We start from the raw sequence: 16,483 nt of genomic DNA on the forward strand, positions 1-16,483 counted from the left end.
GACTTAACAGTCTCTGATATAGAAAACTCGCACTATTACGGTGCGAGTTTTTTTATGCTATTTAATTAGCTGAGTCATTTCATAAAGTTTACGCGTGGTATTCCAGTTTCGCGTTGTAGCTAATACACCTAATTTCCTTTCTAAGAAAACATTCGTCAGTTTCGTTTTTCCATATCCATTGGCAGCATAGAGATAGGCATTTTCAGACGTAAATTCAATCTGTTCACCTGTCGTTGCCTTACTTGTTATTTCCGCCATTGAAACAGCTTGTACTGCCTTCTCAAAATAAGTAATATACACTTGTTTCTCATCGGCTACGTTTTGAAAGGGATTTTGTTTAATTACCTCTGCTAATTGTGACTCCGTTAAAACAATCACCGTAATATCCAATCCAAACGCAGCGAGAATACCTGCTTTTATTTGTGAACAGATAAATTCAGTATCAGCGTGCTGGCTTTTAAATACTACATTACCACTTTGTATATAAGTAGTTACAGCAGTAAAGCCAATTTCTTCATATAACGATTTCAGCATACTCATCTTGATGGTATTTTTACCACTGACGTTGATTGCTCTTAATAGAGAGATGTAAACAGGCATATTTTTTTTCCAAATGTAATTCTCTTTCTGAAAAAAGCAATAGGTTATAGTAGCAGATAAAACAAAGTGATTACTTACAAGGTGGATTGTTTTACGCGCAAACTAATTAAAACAACATTATCTTTGTTGGCAACACTATTTCAATTTACTGCACAATGCAACAATTAGCACTCGTATCAGGAGGAAACGGACATTTAGGCAATAACCTAATAAGACTACTCTTATCAAAGGGAATCAAAGTAAGGACAACAGTTCGCAACGTAAACAATACGAAACCATTTGAGGGATTGGATTGTGAACTTGTCTATGCGGATTTGTTAGACAAGGCATCCTTTGTCAAAGCATTAGAAGGAGTCGATGTGTTTTATGCGGTTGCTGCTAATTTTAAACTTTGGGCAAAGGACCCTCAGAAAGAAATTTACGACAACAACCTAATGGGTACGCAAAATGTGATTGAAGCGGCTTATGAGGCAGGAGTAAAGCGCATTGTTTACGTTAGCTCAATTGCGGCATTAAACTACGATCAAATGCCTACAAAAGAGGATAATGGGTACAACACAAATCGCTTAGATACTTATTACAACTCTAAAAATGATAGCGAAAAGCTTGCCTTTGACTTAGCCAAACGGTATGGTATTGCGCTAACAGCTGTTATGCCATCTGCTATGATTGGAAGCAAAGCCTTTGCGCCGATAAACACTTCCTATAACGTATTACTGACCATTTTAAAAAATCGCGTTCCTGTAGATACTGGAATTACGGTCAATTGGGTAGATGTAAAAGACGTTGCCGAAGGCTGTTGGCTTGCAGCAGAAAAAGGAAGAGCAGGGGAGCGCTATATTTTAGCAAATGAAAAGTGTTTATCCCTTACGCAAACAATACAAATAGCACAACAACTTTATCCAGAACTAAAACTGATAACACCGATGAAAGTGCCCAAAACTGTATTATTAGCATCAGCTTGGCTATTGGAAATGCTCTCTAAACTTAGTGGCAAAGCACCGATGGTTACCCCAAAAGAGATTAAAATGTTTGCGGGACTACAACAAGATTTTGACATTACAAAAGCCAAAACAGAATTAGGGTTTAATCCCAAATCAGGTACACAAGCAGTTATAGAAGCCTTGGTGTACTTACAAGAGGAATATAATAAATAGCCCTTAAACAGATTTTAAACACCGTAGCTGATACCCTCGCCACAATAGAAATACGAGCTATTTTTCGTATTTTTGAGCATTCAGACGGCTTTATTTTAAAGTAATTTGCAAATAACTATTTAACTACCAAATACATTATAAATAATGAAAGCACTTTTAGTTGTTGATTTACAATATGATTTCCTACCAGGCGGAAGTCTTGCTGTAGCAGATGGAGATAAGATTATTGATGTTATTAATGACATTCAACCCAACTTTGATTTGATAGTAGCAACACAAGATTGGCACCCTACTAATCACAAAAGTTTTGCTGTACAACATCCTACTCATCAATTGTTTGACGTAATCGACTTAAATGGCATTCCTCAAGTATTGTGGCCAGAACATTGTGTTCAAGGTACAAAAGGAGCAGAATTTACTTCAGCGTGGGACAACAATAAAGTGGCCGCTATCTTTAGAAAGGGAATGAATGTAGAAGTAGATTCATACAGCGGTTTTTATGACAATAACAAATTGTCAAACACCGGATTATTAGGTTATTTAAAAGATAAAAACATAAGTGAATTATACATCTGCGGATTAGCTGCAGAATTTTGTGTGTATTTCACAGCAAAAGATGCCAAAGAAGCAGGAATAGATACCTATTTCCTTGACTTTGCAACCAAACCAATCACTGCAGAAGGATTGGTACAAGCCAAAGCTACTATGCAAGAGCTTGGAATTAATATAATTGAAGATAAAAAAGACCTTTTTTAGAATGAAAAAATACAATAAACACAATTTTTTTAAACATACTTACTGTGAATGGAAAGAAATTTCTGATTCTTTTATAGCTGGTCGCGAGCCAAGTTATAAGAGTAAAGCAGGAAGTATGTATTACTTTGACGAAAACGGAGTAGCCAGATACGCAAACCACTGGGGTAGAGCAGCTAACTGTCGTTGGAAGTTAATCAGTACAGAGAAAAAAAACAATGTTTATTGCTTAGCTTATGCAACGTGGGACAGCTTCTTTCCCAACAATGAAAACGAAGCTTTATATGTAATTATCTATGATTCAGTAAAAAAAGATGTGACTTTTAAGCACAAAGGTTGTCTTAATAATGAAAACAATCTGCTAAGGACTGCAAATGATACTGCCAAGAGGATAACAAAACTCAAGGAAATAGTGGAATCAGACCAGTGGTACAAGCATTTTGACTTCATTGACATAGAAGAAGCAAGAGCATATTTTATTGAAGGTTTAATCAATACCAATAAGGACTTTTTATTGCTTAAAAAAGAATTATTGTCACAAAATTAGTTAATCTAACAATTATTTTCAGTAAATTAGCACTCGTTACTTTTAAGTTTAAAACACAGATTAAAAACTAAACATTGAAATTTATAAAAAAAATTACTTTATTAGCAGCTTTATTAGTAGGTGGAATTTTAACTTCTAATGCGCAAAGCAAATTACCAGTAGAGACTCCAAAATTGTCTGAAAAAGTTGGAACAACTCCAATCAAAAAAGGAAACTGGTTAGTTGGTGCATCTGTTGGTTCTACAGGATATAGCTTCGAAAAAGAAAGCTTCAGTCTTGATGTTATGCCAAGAGCAGGGTACTTCGTGTCTGACGGAATTGCAATTGGTTTAGAAGTAGGTGGTGGAATTGAAACAGTAAAAGATGGAGATAACATCTGGAACTATAAATTTGCACCGTTTGTAAGATACTACTTCCCAGAAGGAGCAAGTGCTACAGGTAGATTCTTTGGACAAGGTGATGTTGGTGTAACTGGTTACTCAGCAACTGATAGCGATGTTTCTTTCGCATTTGGAATTGCAGGAGGTTATTCTCACTTTGTAAGTCGTAACGTTGCTTTAGAAGCTACACTTGGATACAACTACAGTAAATCTGACAAAGGAACAGTAGCTAAACAAAGTGGTTTAGGTGTTGCTGTTGGTTTCCAAATTTTCTTAGGGAAATAATTATTGAAATAAATAGAATACTATTATTAGAAAGCCCGACTTATGCAGTCGGGCTTTTTAGTTTTATAGCGCTACTATGTTTCTTGAAAAATTATATAAAATACAATAAACCTTTCTTAATCGTGGCATTCCATCATTAGCAAATCACCTTCTTCATAAGCGATTGTAACGAGTCCATCTGCCAAAACAGAATTACTACTTCCCGTACGATCACCCAAAACAAGAGATTCGTTCTTCAACGGATACAACAAGTTTTCAGTGACAATTCCATTTACAGTACCAATGGGAATTAAAGAGATAATAGTATCCTTTTCATACCATTTCTTAAACAATTTTGGCAAAGGATATATTCTTGAATAATCGTCAAACAACGTAATCTTAAGTTGATCCTTAAACTTTACAATATTCGTAATATTCGTAATTGTGTGATCAGCACGCTTACCCGTTGCCCAAATAACATTTGCAGCCGGAATACCGCGTTTGATCAAATATCTAAATGCTTTTTCTAAATCAGTTGACTCCTGATCCGCCACGTGTACAATCTCAATAGGGTATTGTTTTTCGCGATAAGCATCTGCATCAAACCCTCTATCAAAATCACCGATTAAAACATCTATCTTAATCCCTAATTCTATAACCCTCTCAATAGCAGAATCTAATACTACCACAAGAGGAGACCATTCTAATAGTTGATCCATTAAATTTCGGTCGCAGGCCTCTCCATTAGCAATGATTAAAGCAGGCTCTTGGTCGTCTCTGACGATATGATGTGATGACATTGTCTTAATTTTAAAAAGCAAATTAAAGTATAAAGGTTAACATTTACTCAAAAAAATAAAAAAAAATTCGCCAAACAACAGAATAACTTTATATTTGGATACTTAACATTAGATTTGAAAAAATGGCAAATTTATCACAAGACCAGTGGTGGGAAAATGCGCAAGCAGACGCTAACGCTGTTATATTAGACGTTCGTACAGAAGAAGAAGTAGAAGAAAAATCAATTCCTGGAGCAATCAACATAGATATCTACCAAGGACAAGGATTCTTAGACGAGATCGAAAAATTAGACAAGACAAAAAGTTACTACGTTTACTGTAAATCAGGAGGAAGAAGTAACCAAGCTTGTTTATTAATGGGACAATTAGGTTTTGACAGCACTTTCAACCTTTTAGGAGGAATTACAGAGTGGGAAGGACCAATTAAATAAAGTATTAAAAGTCAACTTCGGTTGACTTTTTTTCTTTTTAGTTCTATTATCTTTTTTAAGTAGCATATACAATTTTGCCTTTGTATATTTGCTCGATCAAAGCATAAATAAACGTGTTTTACAGATTTCAATGCTTTAGTATTAGTAATTATGACAAAAATATATTTTATCGTTAATCCTATATCAGGAAAAGGCAAACACAATATTACATTAGATTACATCAAGCCTTTTTTTGATGAATCTCAATATGATATACACGTATCATTTTCTACTTATAAAAAGCACGCTATCGAATTAACACAACAAGCGATTGCTGCACAAGCAGATGTAATTGTGGCTTGTGGAGGAGATGGAACCATTCACGAAGTAGCAACAGAATTAGTTGGCACAAATATTGCATTTGGTGTTGTACCTGTTGGTTCTGGAAATGGGCTTGCCTCAAACCTTTCTATTCCTAAAGACATCGAACAAGCAATTAAGCGCGTTAGAGATGGTAAAATCTTTAGTATGGATGTAGGAAGTGTTAATGGTGAGTATTTCTTTAGTAATATGGGCTTCGGAATAGATGCAACTATTATTGATAAGTATGAAAAGTCAGGGAAACGCAAATTAGGTGCGTATATCAATGCTGCCTTAAACTCAGCACAAGAATACGTAGCAAAAAAAATGCTTGTTACCTATAATGGAGAGACAAAAGAAGTAAACCCATTATTACTGTTCATTTCAAATTCGAATGAAATGGGATACAGTATGTCGTTAACTCCAAAAGCGAGTTTGACAGATGGAAAATTAGATTATTTAATGGTTCCAAGAATTGGGCTATTAAAACAATTAACTTTTGGTTTGTACGTACTACTTAAAAAAACAGAAAAGTTTAGAAAGACAGATTACGTTCAAACAGATGTAATACAAGTAGAGATAGTAGACCAAGAAAAGAATGGTTTACAAATGGATGGAGAGTATTATGAATATGACACAAATAAATTTGAAATAAAAGTTTTACAAGGAGCACTGAAAGTCTTGTGTTAATAGGGTTTTTCTTACCATTTAAGGGTAAACTTTAGCCTATTATTTTCCTTTACTTATATAAAAAGTGTAACTTTGTAGAATTAAGTAAAACAACAAAAAAAGAAAAAAATATATTATGAATTCATTTGACGTAGTTGTAATTGGTTCTGGACCTGGAGGATATGTGTCTGCTATTCGTTGTGCACAATTAGGATTTAAAACAGCAATTGTAGAAAAGTATCCAACATTAGGAGGAACTTGTCTAAACGTAGGATGTATTCCATCAAAAGCATTATTATCTTCTTCTCACTTAGTAGAGGAGTTCGGACATTTTGCTGATCATGGAATCGAAGTTGCAGGAGACTTAAAAGTTGATTTAGCTAAGATGATCGAGCGCAAACAAGCGGTAGTAGATCAAACTTGTGCTGGTGTTAAGTTCTTAATGGACAAAAACAAAATCACTGTTTTTGAAGGAGTTGGAGCATTTGAAAATGCAACTACTATCAATGTAACTAAAAATGACGGATCTGTTGAAACAATCACTGCTAAAAACACGATTATTGCAACTGGATCTAAACCATCTACATTGCCATTTATCACTTTAGATAAAGAAAGAATCATCACTTCTACTGAAGCATTAAAATTACCTGAAGTACCTAAACACTTAATCATTATTGGTGGTGGAGTAATTGGTCTTGAATTAGGGCAAGTTTACTTAAGATTAGGAGCTCAAGTTTCTGTAGTTGAGTACGCTGACAGAATTTTACCAACTATGGATGGTGCTTTGTCAAAAGAATTACAAAAAGTATTGAAAAAACAAGGAATGAAATTCTACACTACTCACAAAGTTCAAGGTGTTGAGCGTGAAGGAGATGTAGTTAAAGTTTCTGCGTTAGATAAAAAAGGAGAATTAGTAACTTTAGAAGGTGACTACACTTTAGTAGCTGTAGGTCGTCGTCCTTATACTGATGGATTAAATGCTGAAAAAGCAGGAATCAAATTAACAGAAAGAGGACAAGTAGAAGTTAATGATCACTTACAAACTACTGCACCAAATGTTTATGCTATTGGTGACGTTATTCGTGGTGCTATGTTAGCTCACAAATCTGAAGAAGAAGGTGTGATGGTAGCTGAATTCTTAGCTGGTCAAAAACCACACATTAACTATAACTTAATTCCTGGTGTTATTTATACTTGGCCAGAGGTTGCTGCTGTTGGAAAAACAGAAGAGCAATTAAAAGCTGAAGGAGTAGAGTACAAAGCAGGAAGTTTCCCATTCAGAGCTTTAGGACGTGCAAGAGCAAGTGCTGACACTGATGGATTAGTGAAAATCTTAGCTGATAAAAACACTGACGAGATCTTAGGTATCCATATGATCGGAGCTCGTTGTGCTGATTTAATCGCTGAGGCTGTAGTAGCAATGGAGTACAGAGCATCTGCTGAAGATTTAGCAAGAATGTCTCACGCTCACCCAACTTTTGCAGAAGCTATTAAAGAAGCTGCATTAGCTGCAACTGACAACAGAGCAATTCACTCATAATTGTAAAAAATTATAGTCAATATAAAAAAGGTTTAAACTTAACGGTTTAAACCTTTTTTTATGTCCTTTAGTTTTAGTTATATTTGCATTAACAACTAATTAAGAAATTACAATGAAAAAGTCTATTCTATTCTTGGCCACATTAGCCTTAATAACTTCATGTTCAAGCAGTGATGATAATTCACCTTCAGATCCTATAAGCTCACAGCCATATAATCCATTAACAAGTTTAACAGAATTGGAAAATGGAAAATATCAATATGTAGGAAATGATATAGGTAATGGCAAAGTTGGGATAGTGAACCCTGCTTCGGGGACTTGTAAAGAGAATGATTTATTAATTGTTTATAAAACAGACCAAAAATTAGACAGTATAACTTATGCTAATTATAAAACTGTTTTAGGTAAAAAAAACGAAGTAAAATGTGAAAAGATTGGTGGAGAATATGATCGAGTATTAAGAAATAACAGATTAAACGCTACTGGAGTTTTAAGTACTCAAATGACTGAAGATGCCAAGATACCATTGACTGAAGAAGAAAAAAAAGAAAACCCAGGAAAAGAGTTTAAAGTTGAACGTAATCTTATTTATAAAGGGACAGTTGAAATAGGAAAGCAAGGAGGTTATTTAAGAATTGAAGATCATTTATCTGGATACAAACCAGGATCTCAAATAAAAGGGAAACCATATTTATACTTCAAAAAAATAAATGAATAAACACTTTTATTATTATCCTCTAAATTTTGATAATGATAATAAAATATAAGTTTTCTTAATCATACAAAAGGTTTAAACTAAATAGTTTAAACCTTTTTTTATTGACAACATTTATATATATTAGCAATTAACAATCCCTTAACAATTGTACTATGAAAAAATATTTATTCTTAATCGCTTCTATAGCAGCAATAACTGCTTGCTCAAATAGTGACAATAGTGTTCCAGAAGATCCTATATCAAGTAAAGTATATACACCATTAAAAAGTATTGAAGATTTATCAGAAGGTAAGTATCAATATATAGGTAACGATCTTGGAAATGGGAAAGTTGGTATAGCTAAAAAAGCTTCGGGGACTTGTAAAGAGAGAGATTATATTTATATATATAAAAATACAAGTCAAAAAATTGACAGTATTTTATATTATAGCCATACTCCAGTTATTACTCAATTTAATGATTTAGAATGTCCGTTAGTAAATGATGTGCCTCGTGTATTAAGAATGAATAATTTTGTTGCTATAGGTGTTATAAAAACAAATATAACTGAAGATTACTATGAATTTTATGGAGCAGATGAAAATTCAGGTCCAATACAAGAATTAAGACGTAAAGGTATTTATTCTGGTAATTTAGAAATTGGCGAACAAGCTGGCTATTTAAGAATTGAAGATAGATTAAGTAACTTTAAATATGGGACACAGACAGCTTCAAAACCATATTTATACTTTAAAAAAATGTAGTACTTCAGAATTTAAATATTCTAAATACTAACATTCTATTAGCTAATTTATGTCTGATTTATTGTTAGATTTGTTTTTTAATCAAAGACAAAAAACAGCTAAATGATTTCATTTAATAAAGACACTAAGCAATTAGAAATAAATGACAACTATAAAGGTAGATTAACCTCTTCAAGGATAATGTCTACCTTTATTCTTGTTATGGGAATTGTAAGACTTACTACTGCCAATTGGAATACACCAAAAGAAATGGACTATGTGTTTACTGGTATTGTCGCTTATTTTTTATATGTAACAGTCAAAAATTTCTTATTAAAAACAGCAGATAATAAGATTGACAAAACTGCTATCAAGTATGTTAAACTACCTAAAGGGTTAGCTACAAAAGCAGTAATCAAATTAAACAATAAAAAATCAAGAGACGTTTTCGGTTTGAAAACAGCTGAACAACGCACTGCCTTTAAAAAAGTATTAACTGATGCTAAAATAAAAGTAACAAATTAGTATATGGCAGTAAAAAAGCACTATTGTGATTTTTGTAATGAATTGCCTGAAAGCACAGACAATCCAAACAAATACTACCACGATTACGAATATGGTTTCGAATTATCAGATGATACTGAATTATTTGAACGTTTAATCTTAGAAATAAATCAAGCAGGATTAAGTTGGAATACGATTCTACAAAAAAGAGCAAACTTTAAAAATGCTTATGAAGAATTTGACATACCAACTGTTGCCAATTTTTCAGAAGAGAAAATAGCTACTCTTTTACAAGACAGCGGTATCATACGTAATCGTTTAAAGGTAAATGCTGCGATTTACAATGCACAGAAAATCATTGAATTACAACAAGAGTTTGGAAGTTTCAAAAATTGGTTAGATTTGCATACACAATACGATTTAGAACAATGGCTGAAATTATTTAAAAGACAATTCAAGTTTGTAGGTAAAGAAATTGTCAATGAATTTTTAATGAGTACAGGATATTTAGATGGAGCACATTTAGAGAACTGTCCTATATATAAAAATACAAAATTTCATAAAAAGCTTTAAAATAATATTGTTTTACTTAGATATAACAAGTAAATAAATAAAAAAGAAAAAAATTAACTCTCATCGTGATTTGCGATGAGGGTTTTTTGGTTAATATTGCAAGATAGTTTTAAAGAAAAACAAGATAATTAATGGGTAATTTATCTAAGCTAAGAACAGTAACGGTAACAAGATACATCACTCCTTTGAGAGAAGGAGGATCATTACCTGCCTTAGCAGAAGCAGATGATGATTTTAAATATGTACTTAAATTCAGAGGTGCCGGTCATGGGGTAAAAGCCCTAATTGCCGAGTTACTTGGAGGTTTAATTGCACAGAAATTAGGATTAAAAGTTCCTGAACTCGTATTCGCTGAGCTTGATGAAGCTTTTGGTAGAACAGAAGCAGATGAAGAGATTCAAGACTTACTTCAATTTAGTAAGGGGTTAAACTTAGCTTTACACTTTTTATCAGGAGCATTAACTTATGATCCGGAAGCATTGACGATTGACCCAAAATTATCTTCTCAGATTGTATGGTTAGATGCATTTATAACAAATGTAGATAGAACATTTAGAAACACAAATATGCTCATTTGGCATAAAGAGTTATGGTTAATTGACCACGGAGCAGCTTTCTATTTTCATCATTCATTTACCAATTGGGAAAAAAGTGCTTTGACACCATTTTCATTTATAAAAGATCACGTTTTACTTCCACAAGCAAAACAACTTGATGAAGTAGATACCGCTTTTAAACAACTTCTTACAGAAAAAGATCTGAAAGAAATAACAGATACAATTCCTACAGACTGGTTAGAGTGGGAAGACGTAGATTTAACTCCAGAAGAAATTAGAGAGGTATACTTTTTGTTCTTAAAAACAAGATTAGAAAATTCTCATTTATTCGTTAACGAAGCTAAAAAATTTCAAGATGCACGTATATGAGTATTCAATCATAAGATTTGTTCCTAAGGTAGAGCGAGAGGAGTTTATCAATATAGGCTTGCTTGTTTTTTCTAAATCAAAAAGAAAACTATTAGCAAAGTTTCATTTAGATGAAAAGAAGATAACTTGTTTTTCAAGTGAAATAGATTTTGAAATACTTCAGAAGCACGTGAAAGCTTTTGAAGCAATAGCTTTAGGGACATCAGCCAATAATCCCATCGCTACTCTTGAAGTAGACGAAAGATTTAGGTGGTTAACTGCAGTTAAGAGTTCGTGTATTCAGGCTTCGCGTCCTCATCCTGGGATGACAACGGATTTAGAAGTATTGTTTAAAAATCTTTATCAAGAATTAGTTTTATAAAATGCCACTATATTACTTAAAAGATAACATACAAAAGAAACTAACGTATGCCTTAATACGTTTACCTTTTGTCATTAGTTTTATAACCTTATTCATTTTAATTTATGACTTAGGGTTTAATACTTTAAACGATTACCACGCTCAGCTAAATTCTCTGTATAATATCTGTTTATCTATAGGGATGATAGCTATTGCTCGTAGATATTTTAGCAAAGATAACTATGAGAGTTTAGGTGTTAAGATATTCGACATATTTAGCGTTGTTCTATTCTTAATACTTATCATAGCGCGGTGGCAACCAGAACACACCAATAGATTCTTTGACAGTAGCGCTGTAATATTCTTCGGTGTATTCTTAATGGTTGTGCGGGAGTTCTCTATGCTTCAGCTTAACCTTAAGCAAACAAGAATGAATCCAGCGCAATTATTTATAGTCAGTTTTTTACTGATTATTTTTATTGGAGCGTTTATGCTATCTTTTCCAAAGGCAACAGTTACACCAGGTAGTTTACGATATATAGACGCCTTATTTACAGCGACAAGTGCTGTTTGTGTAACAGGATTATCAACCGTGGATATCGGAAGTCAATTTACTATATTTGGAAAAACAGTAATGATCTTCTTGATGGAATGTGGGGGATTGGGAATTATGACTATTGCGAGTTACTTTAGTTATTTCTTCCGGGGAAAAGCATCGTATGGAAATCAATTAGTGCTGAAAGATATGTCTTATATAGACAAATTGGGAGATGTATTTGCTACCTTAAAACGCATTATCATTATCTCAGGTATTATTCAGTTCATTGGTATGGTGGGAATTTTTATCAGTATTCGTCACCAAGAATTTACATCAATCTATCAACGTATATTTTTCTCTATATTTCACGCTGTATCAGCTTTCTGTAATGCTGGATTCTCTACTTTACCTGAAAACCTTTACACCTTAGAATATAGATTTAATTACCCTTTACACTTAATTATTGCAGGATTGTTTATTATGGGAGGACTTGGTTTTCCTATTGTTTTCAATGTTTACAAATATATTAAGCACCTTATAATAAACAGACTTCTTCCTTTTAGTATGAAGGAAGCAAGTACTTACTTACCAAGGGTAATTAACTTAAGTACACGTATTATTTTAATTACAACCATTGCATTAATTGTAGGTGGTACATTCTTAGTTTATGTCTTAGAGTACAACAATACTTTAGCCGAACACGAAGGAATTGGAAAGTTAGTTACTGCATTTTTTACTGCAACAACGCCACGTACTGCTGGTTTTGCTACGGTAGATAATAATATTTTTAGTGTATCTACCTTTCTACTAATCATCTTTTTAATGTGGATTGGAGCATCGCCAATATCAACTGGTGGGGGTATTAAAACGAGTACATTTGCCATTGCAGTACTGAATATTTGGACTTTGATGAAAGGTAAATCACGTATTGAAGTATATAGACGAGAAGTAGACGAACTATCTGTTCAACGTGCCTTTGCCATTATTATACTATCTTTATTTGTAATTGGTATTGCCATATTTGCGCTTTCCTTTTTTGAGCCAAAGATAGATTTGATAAAACTGGCGTATGAAGCTTTTTCAGCTTATAGTACATCAGGATTAAGTACAGGAATTACAGCTAAATTAACTGACCCAAGTAAGGTAACGTTAATCATGCTTATGTTTATAGGACGTGTGAGTATGCTTACTATCTTAATTGCAATTAGCAAAAAAGAGACTTTAGTAAACTACAGATATCCTACAGAAGAAATATTGATAAATTAAGACATTTAGAGAATGAAATATATAATTATTGGTTTAGGAAACTTTGGTGCTTCATTGGCAAAAAAATTGACAGAGCAAGGGAATGAAGTTATCGGTGTAGATAAAAGCATGGCACGTGTAGATGCTAATAAAGATATGATCTCACATACTATTTGTCTTGATTCAACAGATCAATATATGATGTCGGGATTACCGTTAGCAAATACGGACATTGTTATTGTAGCCATTGGTGAAGACCAAGGAGCAAATATTATGACTACGGCTGTATTAAAGAACCTAAATGTAAAGCGTTTGATTAGTCGAGCAATTACCCCTTTACACGAAAACGTATTGCAAGCGATAGGAGTAGATGAGATTGTTCACCCAGAAGAAGAAACAGCTGAGCGTTGGGCTAAAAAACTGTGTATAAAAGGAGTAGTGGACTCATACGAAATTAACGGAAGATACAGTATCGTTGAAATCACTGTATCAGAACGTTTTGCAGGTAAAACATTAGGAGAGATTGGTTTTAGAACAAACTATAACTTAGTTGTACTAACAACTTTAAAAATTAGAGAAGAGACAAACTTCTTAGGTTTATCTAAAAAAATACACGAAGTACAAGGAATAGCATCTTACGAGACCGTTTTAAACAAAGGAGATATTATGGTAATCTATGGTGACAATAAGGATATTAAAAAGATTTTAGCATCTTAAATATGGTAATAAAGCAAAAACAAGAAATAGAAAACCTTTTATCCTTTCCGGATAAAGGGTTTATTATGCCTGCATTATTTGTAGGGCATGGTTCTCCTATGAACGCCATTGAAGAAAATGAGTTTTCTCTTTATTGGAAAAAATTAGGTAAACAACTACCTAAACCGGAAGCTATTCTTGTTATATCTGCACATTGGTTAACTCAAGGAACACACATAACCTCTAATACCACCTTGGAAACAATACACGATTTCAGAGGGTTTCCTCAAGAGCTTTTTAATGTAGAATACAATGTACAGGGATCTCCTGCGTTAGCAAAAGAGATTGTTACATCTTCAGTTGATATACACGAAAACCTTGATTGGGGATTAGACCACGGGGCTTGGTCAATACTTGTACACCTATTTCCAGAGGCAAATATTCCGGTAATACAGTTGAGCATAGATTACTACAAAGAAGCAAACTATCACTTTGAAATAGGGCAACAATTACAACGACTTCGCAATAAAGGTGTTTTAATAATTGGAAGTGGAAATATAGTTCATAATTTATCAGCTATAGATTGGCACAAAATGCAAGAAGATAATTATGGCTTTGATTGGGCAATAGAAAGTAATGAGTTAATTAAAGAAACTGTTTATTCAAGACAATTTTCTAATTTGCTTAGCTATGATAAGCTTGGCGTTGCTGTACAGTCTGCTATACCAACACCTGATCACTACTTTCCACTATTATATGTTTTAGGCGTAGTTACTAAAAAAGATGAAGTAACTACATTCAATGATAAATATGTGGGAGGCTCATTGAGTATGACATCCTTTTTATTTAATTCTTAAGATAAATAGAGTTCCATTTCAACCTGCTCTTGGTATGACTCAGCACCGATTGAGCGAAAGAAAGAATGAATTCCAAAGTTTTGGCCATCTATATTAGTTACATAAAAAGAAACATTATTTCCAAAAACTTCATGCATCATAAATGAGGCAATTCCCTTACGTCTATAGGTATCTTTGACCCAAATTTGCAATAATCTTTTTTCAATTGGATTATAAATAATGTAGCCTATAGTTGTTTTATCAAGCATTACTTTTTTACGCATAACAACGCGGTCATTATTATTAATACAAAACTCATTATTTTGCCACGTAGGTATTAAATCCTTTTCTATATAAGACACTAAATATTCGTAATAAGGTAAGTCTCCCATTGTTAAAGCATTGTGTAAATTATCTTTAACTTTGATCCTTGTTCTCCCTTTAAGAGATTCCACGGTTCTCCATTTTTTAAAGCCTATCTTTCTATAAGTACGCATAGCAGATTCGTTAGAAGAATCAACTTCTAAACTTACTTTATCCATTTGAAAACTTTTAAAAAGGGGTATAGCATAATCATACATCTTAGCGGTAAGATTATTTCCTCTAAAATCACTCAATACACCTGTACCTGCGTTATAAAGTTTCTTATTGTTCTTAGCGTGTAGAATAAAACCAACTAATTTCTTTTGATGATAAGCTCCTACAGATAAACTTAAATCAATGCCCTCTGTTTTAATTTTTTCACCCAACTGATCTTTAGTTAAAGTAGTTGGAACAAAGAATTCTGAAGTAGCATTATTAAATACTTCTAAAAACTCTTCTTTCTTTACATTTTTTAAAAACTTAAATTGAAAACTGCTACTCATAGATTTCTTTAATCAAATTATTAATTAAAAAGCTTGTTTTATTTACTTTAGAATGGTGTGCATTGATACCGCACCATAATGAGCTAAAGTTATAAATATTTTTTCTCTTTGCAAATTTTCTTACATTTTCTGTTAAAACATTCTGAATAGGGAAATTTGGCACAGAAACCTTACTTTTTCCCATTAATATCACAAAATCATTAGCAATTCCTCGAGCCCACTTCCCGGAAAAAGCTTTTGTTAGAACTGTTTTAACAGGTTGACCTTGACTTAAAAGCTCTTTTTGGTAAGACAAAGCTAAACTTTCTTCAGCAGTGATAAAATATGAGCCATAACTAATAAAGTCAGCACCTGCTTTTAAATAAGCTGCACCAACATCACCATTATACAATCCACCTGCAACAATAAGTTTACTTTTTATTCCTGCTTCTTTAACTTGGAGAAATAAATCGTTCAGAGATAAATTCAAATGTATATCATCACTTAAAAAACTTCCTCTATGTCCGCCAGCCTCAATACCCTGTAAAACAATTGCATCAATCTTCTTTTGCTCTAAATAAACGGCTTCATCAAGCGTTGTTGCTGTTCCTATTAAATTTACGCCTTTTTGATGTAACATAAAAATTTCTTCCTCTGTAAAACATCCAAATGTAAAAGCAATGTGTTTAATATTATGCTTTAGTACAAGTGCTAATAACTCACTGTAAGAAGGTTGTTCAACGTTATCTCTATAATCATACGCATAGCCGATAGTGGAACACAATTCACTTAGAACATCTTGCATTGCATCCATTTCATCCTTATTAATAGTAACAATAGGATGTAAGAATAGATTAACAATAAAAGGGCAGTTGGTCAATGACTTGGTTTTTAAGATCAACTCTTCGCAAATAGCAATAGGCAATCTACCCAGAGAAAGAGTGCCTATTGCACCTGCATTACACACAGCAGCTACCATCTCAGGAGAAGTAACGCCAAGCATAGGTGCTTGAATTATGGGATATTTTATATTAAATATAGACGATGTTTGTTCCATATC

20 protein-coding genes are annotated in these 16,483 nt (G+C 33.1%); 16 read left to right on the forward strand and 4 right to left on the reverse strand.

Annotated elements, in window-relative coordinates:
- Nucleotides 1–57: 57 nt before the first annotated feature.
- Nucleotides 58–600 (reverse strand): DUF1697 domain-containing protein, encoded by a 543-nt coding sequence (locus AABL81_RS04050; protein WP_158210917.1) that lies wholly within the window; start codon nt 598–600, stop codon nt 58–60.
- A 155-nt stretch (nt 601–755) separates the two neighbouring features.
- On the opposite strand from AABL81_RS04050, the gene AABL81_RS04055 reads away from it, so the two are divergent.
- The 4 genes from AABL81_RS04055 (at nt 756) to AABL81_RS04070 (ending at nt 3,722) form a co-directional block, all read left to right on the forward strand.
- Nucleotides 756–1,757, forward strand: a complete 1,002-nt coding sequence (locus AABL81_RS04055; RefSeq protein WP_341340402.1) for an NAD-dependent epimerase/dehydratase family protein — start codon at nt 756–758, stop codon at nt 1,755–1,757.
- Between the two features lie 144 nt (nt 1,758–1,901).
- On the forward strand, nt 1,902–2,513 hold the full coding sequence (pncA, locus tag AABL81_RS04060; RefSeq protein ID WP_341340403.1) for a bifunctional nicotinamidase/pyrazinamidase: 612 nt from the start codon (nt 1,902–1,904) through the stop codon (nt 2,511–2,513).
- 1 nt (nt 2,514) lies between these two features.
- Nucleotides 2,515–3,057 (forward strand): hypothetical protein, encoded by a 543-nt coding sequence (locus AABL81_RS04065; protein WP_158210920.1) that lies wholly within the window; start codon nt 2,515–2,517, stop codon nt 3,055–3,057.
- Between the two features lie 83 nt (nt 3,058–3,140).
- Nucleotides 3,141–3,722, forward strand: coding sequence for a hypothetical protein (locus tag AABL81_RS04070; protein ID WP_158210921.1), 582 nt, complete (start codon nt 3,141–3,143; stop codon nt 3,720–3,722).
- 116 nt (nt 3,723–3,838) lie between these two features.
- On the opposite strand, the gene AABL81_RS04075 is transcribed toward AABL81_RS04070, so the two are convergent.
- A complete protein-coding gene (locus AABL81_RS04075; protein WP_341340404.1) occupies nt 3,839–4,501 on the reverse strand; it encodes a thiamine diphosphokinase in 663 nt (220 codons plus the stop codon).
- A 122-nt stretch (nt 4,502–4,623) separates the two neighbouring features.
- Between AABL81_RS04075 and AABL81_RS04080 the strand changes: the two genes are divergently transcribed.
- The 12 genes from AABL81_RS04080 to ygiD all read left to right on the forward strand — a co-directional run bounded on the left by AABL81_RS04080 (nt 4,624) and on the right by ygiD (nt 14,599).
- Nucleotides 4,624–4,932 carry a rhodanese-like domain-containing protein gene (locus AABL81_RS04080; RefSeq protein WP_341340405.1) on the forward strand — a complete coding sequence of 103 codons (309 nt, stop codon included), beginning with the start codon at nt 4,624–4,626 and terminating at the stop codon, nt 4,930–4,932.
- Between the two features lie 150 nt (nt 4,933–5,082).
- Nucleotides 5,083–5,961 carry a diacylglycerol/lipid kinase family protein gene (locus AABL81_RS04085; protein ID WP_158210923.1) on the forward strand — a complete coding sequence of 293 codons (879 nt, stop codon included), beginning with the start codon at nt 5,083–5,085 and terminating at the stop codon, nt 5,959–5,961.
- 115 nt (nt 5,962–6,076) lie between these two features.
- Entirely contained in the window at nt 6,077–7,480 is a 1,404-nt protein-coding gene (gene lpdA / locus AABL81_RS04090) for a dihydrolipoyl dehydrogenase (protein WP_158210924.1), read from the forward strand.
- Nucleotides 7,481–7,592: 112 nt separating this feature from the next.
- Nucleotides 7,593–8,198, forward strand: coding sequence for a hypothetical protein (locus AABL81_RS04095; protein ID WP_158210925.1), 606 nt, complete (start codon nt 7,593–7,595; stop codon nt 8,196–8,198).
- A 152-nt stretch (nt 8,199–8,350) separates the two neighbouring features.
- Nucleotides 8,351–8,941, forward strand: a complete 591-nt coding sequence (locus AABL81_RS04100; protein WP_158210926.1) for a hypothetical protein — start codon at nt 8,351–8,353, stop codon at nt 8,939–8,941.
- Nucleotides 8,942–9,043: 102 nt separating this feature from the next.
- Nucleotides 9,044–9,445: a hypothetical protein gene (locus AABL81_RS04105; RefSeq protein ID WP_158210927.1), complete on the forward strand. Its 402-nt coding sequence runs from the start codon at nt 9,044–9,046 to the stop codon at nt 9,443–9,445.
- 3 nt (nt 9,446–9,448) lie between these two features.
- On the forward strand, nt 9,449–9,997 hold the full coding sequence (locus tag AABL81_RS04110) for a DNA-3-methyladenine glycosylase I (protein ID WP_341340406.1): 549 nt from the start codon (nt 9,449–9,451) through the stop codon (nt 9,995–9,997).
- Between the two features lie 131 nt (nt 9,998–10,128).
- Complete coding sequence (locus AABL81_RS04115) at nt 10,129–10,923, forward strand: HipA family kinase (protein WP_341340407.1); 795 nt, start codon at nt 10,129–10,131, stop codon at nt 10,921–10,923.
- A complete protein-coding gene (locus AABL81_RS04120; RefSeq protein ID WP_158210930.1) occupies nt 10,910–11,284 on the forward strand; it encodes a DUF3037 domain-containing protein in 375 nt (124 codons plus the stop codon). The genes AABL81_RS04115 and AABL81_RS04120 overlap by 14 nt, the downstream gene beginning before the upstream one ends.
- A 1-nt stretch (nt 11,285) precedes the next feature.
- Nucleotides 11,286–13,067, forward strand: a complete 1,782-nt coding sequence (locus AABL81_RS04125; protein WP_341340408.1) for a TrkH family potassium uptake protein — start codon at nt 11,286–11,288, stop codon at nt 13,065–13,067.
- 12 nt (nt 13,068–13,079) lie between these two features.
- Complete coding sequence (locus AABL81_RS04130; protein WP_158210932.1) at nt 13,080–13,763, forward strand: potassium channel family protein; 684 nt, start codon at nt 13,080–13,082, stop codon at nt 13,761–13,763.
- 65 nt (nt 13,764–13,828) lie between these two features.
- Nucleotides 13,829–14,599 (forward strand): 4,5-DOPA-extradiol-dioxygenase, encoded by a 771-nt coding sequence (ygiD, locus tag AABL81_RS04135; RefSeq protein ID WP_341340428.1) that lies wholly within the window; start codon nt 13,829–13,831, stop codon nt 14,597–14,599.
- On the opposite strand, the gene AABL81_RS04140 is transcribed toward ygiD, so the two are convergent.
- The gene (locus tag AABL81_RS04140) at nt 14,596–15,444 is read right to left on the reverse strand and encodes a GNAT family N-acetyltransferase (protein WP_158210934.1); all 849 of its coding nucleotides are present in this window, start codon (nt 15,442–15,444) and stop codon (nt 14,596–14,598) included. The genes ygiD and AABL81_RS04140 overlap by 4 nt on opposite strands.
- Nucleotides 15,437–16,480, reverse strand: a complete 1,044-nt coding sequence (locus AABL81_RS04145; protein ID WP_158210935.1) for an NAD(P)H-dependent flavin oxidoreductase — start codon at nt 16,478–16,480, stop codon at nt 15,437–15,439. The genes AABL81_RS04140 and AABL81_RS04145 overlap by 8 nt, the downstream gene beginning before the upstream one ends.
- Between the last annotated feature and the right edge of the window lie 3 nt (nt 16,481–16,483).

This window comes from Myroides sp. C1519, from assembly GCF_038039755.1.
In the GTDB taxonomy this organism is placed as follows: Bacteria; Bacteroidota; Bacteroidia; order Flavobacteriales; family Flavobacteriaceae; genus Flavobacterium; species Flavobacterium phaeum_A.

What these genes read in the sequence shown, in the direction of transcription:
- AABL81_RS04125 (WP_341340408.1), top strand. Translation starts at nt 11,286, where the DNA reads ATGCCACTATATTACTTAAAAGATAACATACAAAAGAAACTAACGTAT.
- AABL81_RS04140 (WP_158210934.1), bottom strand. Translation starts at nt 15,444, where the DNA reads ATGAGTAGCAGTTTTCAATTTAAGTTTTTAAAAAATGTAAAGAAAGAA.
- AABL81_RS04085 (WP_158210923.1), top strand. Translation starts at nt 5,083, where the DNA reads ATGACAAAAATATATTTTATCGTTAATCCTATATCAGGAAAAGGCAAA.
- lpdA (WP_158210924.1), top strand. Translation starts at nt 6,077, where the DNA reads ATGAATTCATTTGACGTAGTTGTAATTGGTTCTGGACCTGGAGGATAT.
- AABL81_RS04055 (WP_341340402.1), top strand. Translation starts at nt 756, where the DNA reads ATGCAACAATTAGCACTCGTATCAGGAGGAAACGGACATTTAGGCAAT.
- AABL81_RS04100 (WP_158210926.1), top strand. Translation starts at nt 8,351, where the DNA reads ATGAAAAAATATTTATTCTTAATCGCTTCTATAGCAGCAATAACTGCT.
- pncA (WP_341340403.1), top strand. Translation starts at nt 1,902, where the DNA reads ATGAAAGCACTTTTAGTTGTTGATTTACAATATGATTTCCTACCAGGC.
- AABL81_RS04115 (WP_341340407.1), top strand. Translation starts at nt 10,129, where the DNA reads ATGGGTAATTTATCTAAGCTAAGAACAGTAACGGTAACAAGATACATC.
- AABL81_RS04120 (WP_158210930.1), top strand. Translation starts at nt 10,910, where the DNA reads ATGCACGTATATGAGTATTCAATCATAAGATTTGTTCCTAAGGTAGAG.
- AABL81_RS04145 (WP_158210935.1), bottom strand. Translation starts at nt 16,480, where the DNA reads ATGGAACAAACATCGTCTATATTTAATATAAAATATCCCATAATTCAA.
- ygiD (WP_341340428.1), top strand. Translation starts at nt 13,829, where the DNA reads ATGCCTGCATTATTTGTAGGGCATGGTTCTCCTATGAACGCCATTGAA.
- AABL81_RS04130 (WP_158210932.1), top strand. Translation starts at nt 13,080, where the DNA reads ATGAAATATATAATTATTGGTTTAGGAAACTTTGGTGCTTCATTGGCA.
- AABL81_RS04065 (WP_158210920.1), top strand. Translation starts at nt 2,515, where the DNA reads ATGAAAAAATACAATAAACACAATTTTTTTAAACATACTTACTGTGAA.
- AABL81_RS04050 (WP_158210917.1), bottom strand. Translation starts at nt 600, where the DNA reads ATGCCTGTTTACATCTCTCTATTAAGAGCAATCAACGTCAGTGGTAAA.
- AABL81_RS04110 (WP_341340406.1), top strand. Translation starts at nt 9,449, where the DNA reads ATGGCAGTAAAAAAGCACTATTGTGATTTTTGTAATGAATTGCCTGAA.
- AABL81_RS04095 (WP_158210925.1), top strand. Translation starts at nt 7,593, where the DNA reads ATGAAAAAGTCTATTCTATTCTTGGCCACATTAGCCTTAATAACTTCA.
- AABL81_RS04080 (WP_341340405.1), top strand. Translation starts at nt 4,624, where the DNA reads ATGGCAAATTTATCACAAGACCAGTGGTGGGAAAATGCGCAAGCAGAC.
- AABL81_RS04105 (WP_158210927.1), top strand. Translation starts at nt 9,044, where the DNA reads ATGATTTCATTTAATAAAGACACTAAGCAATTAGAAATAAATGACAAC.
- AABL81_RS04075 (WP_341340404.1), bottom strand. Translation starts at nt 4,501, where the DNA reads ATGTCATCACATCATATCGTCAGAGACGACCAAGAGCCTGCTTTAATC.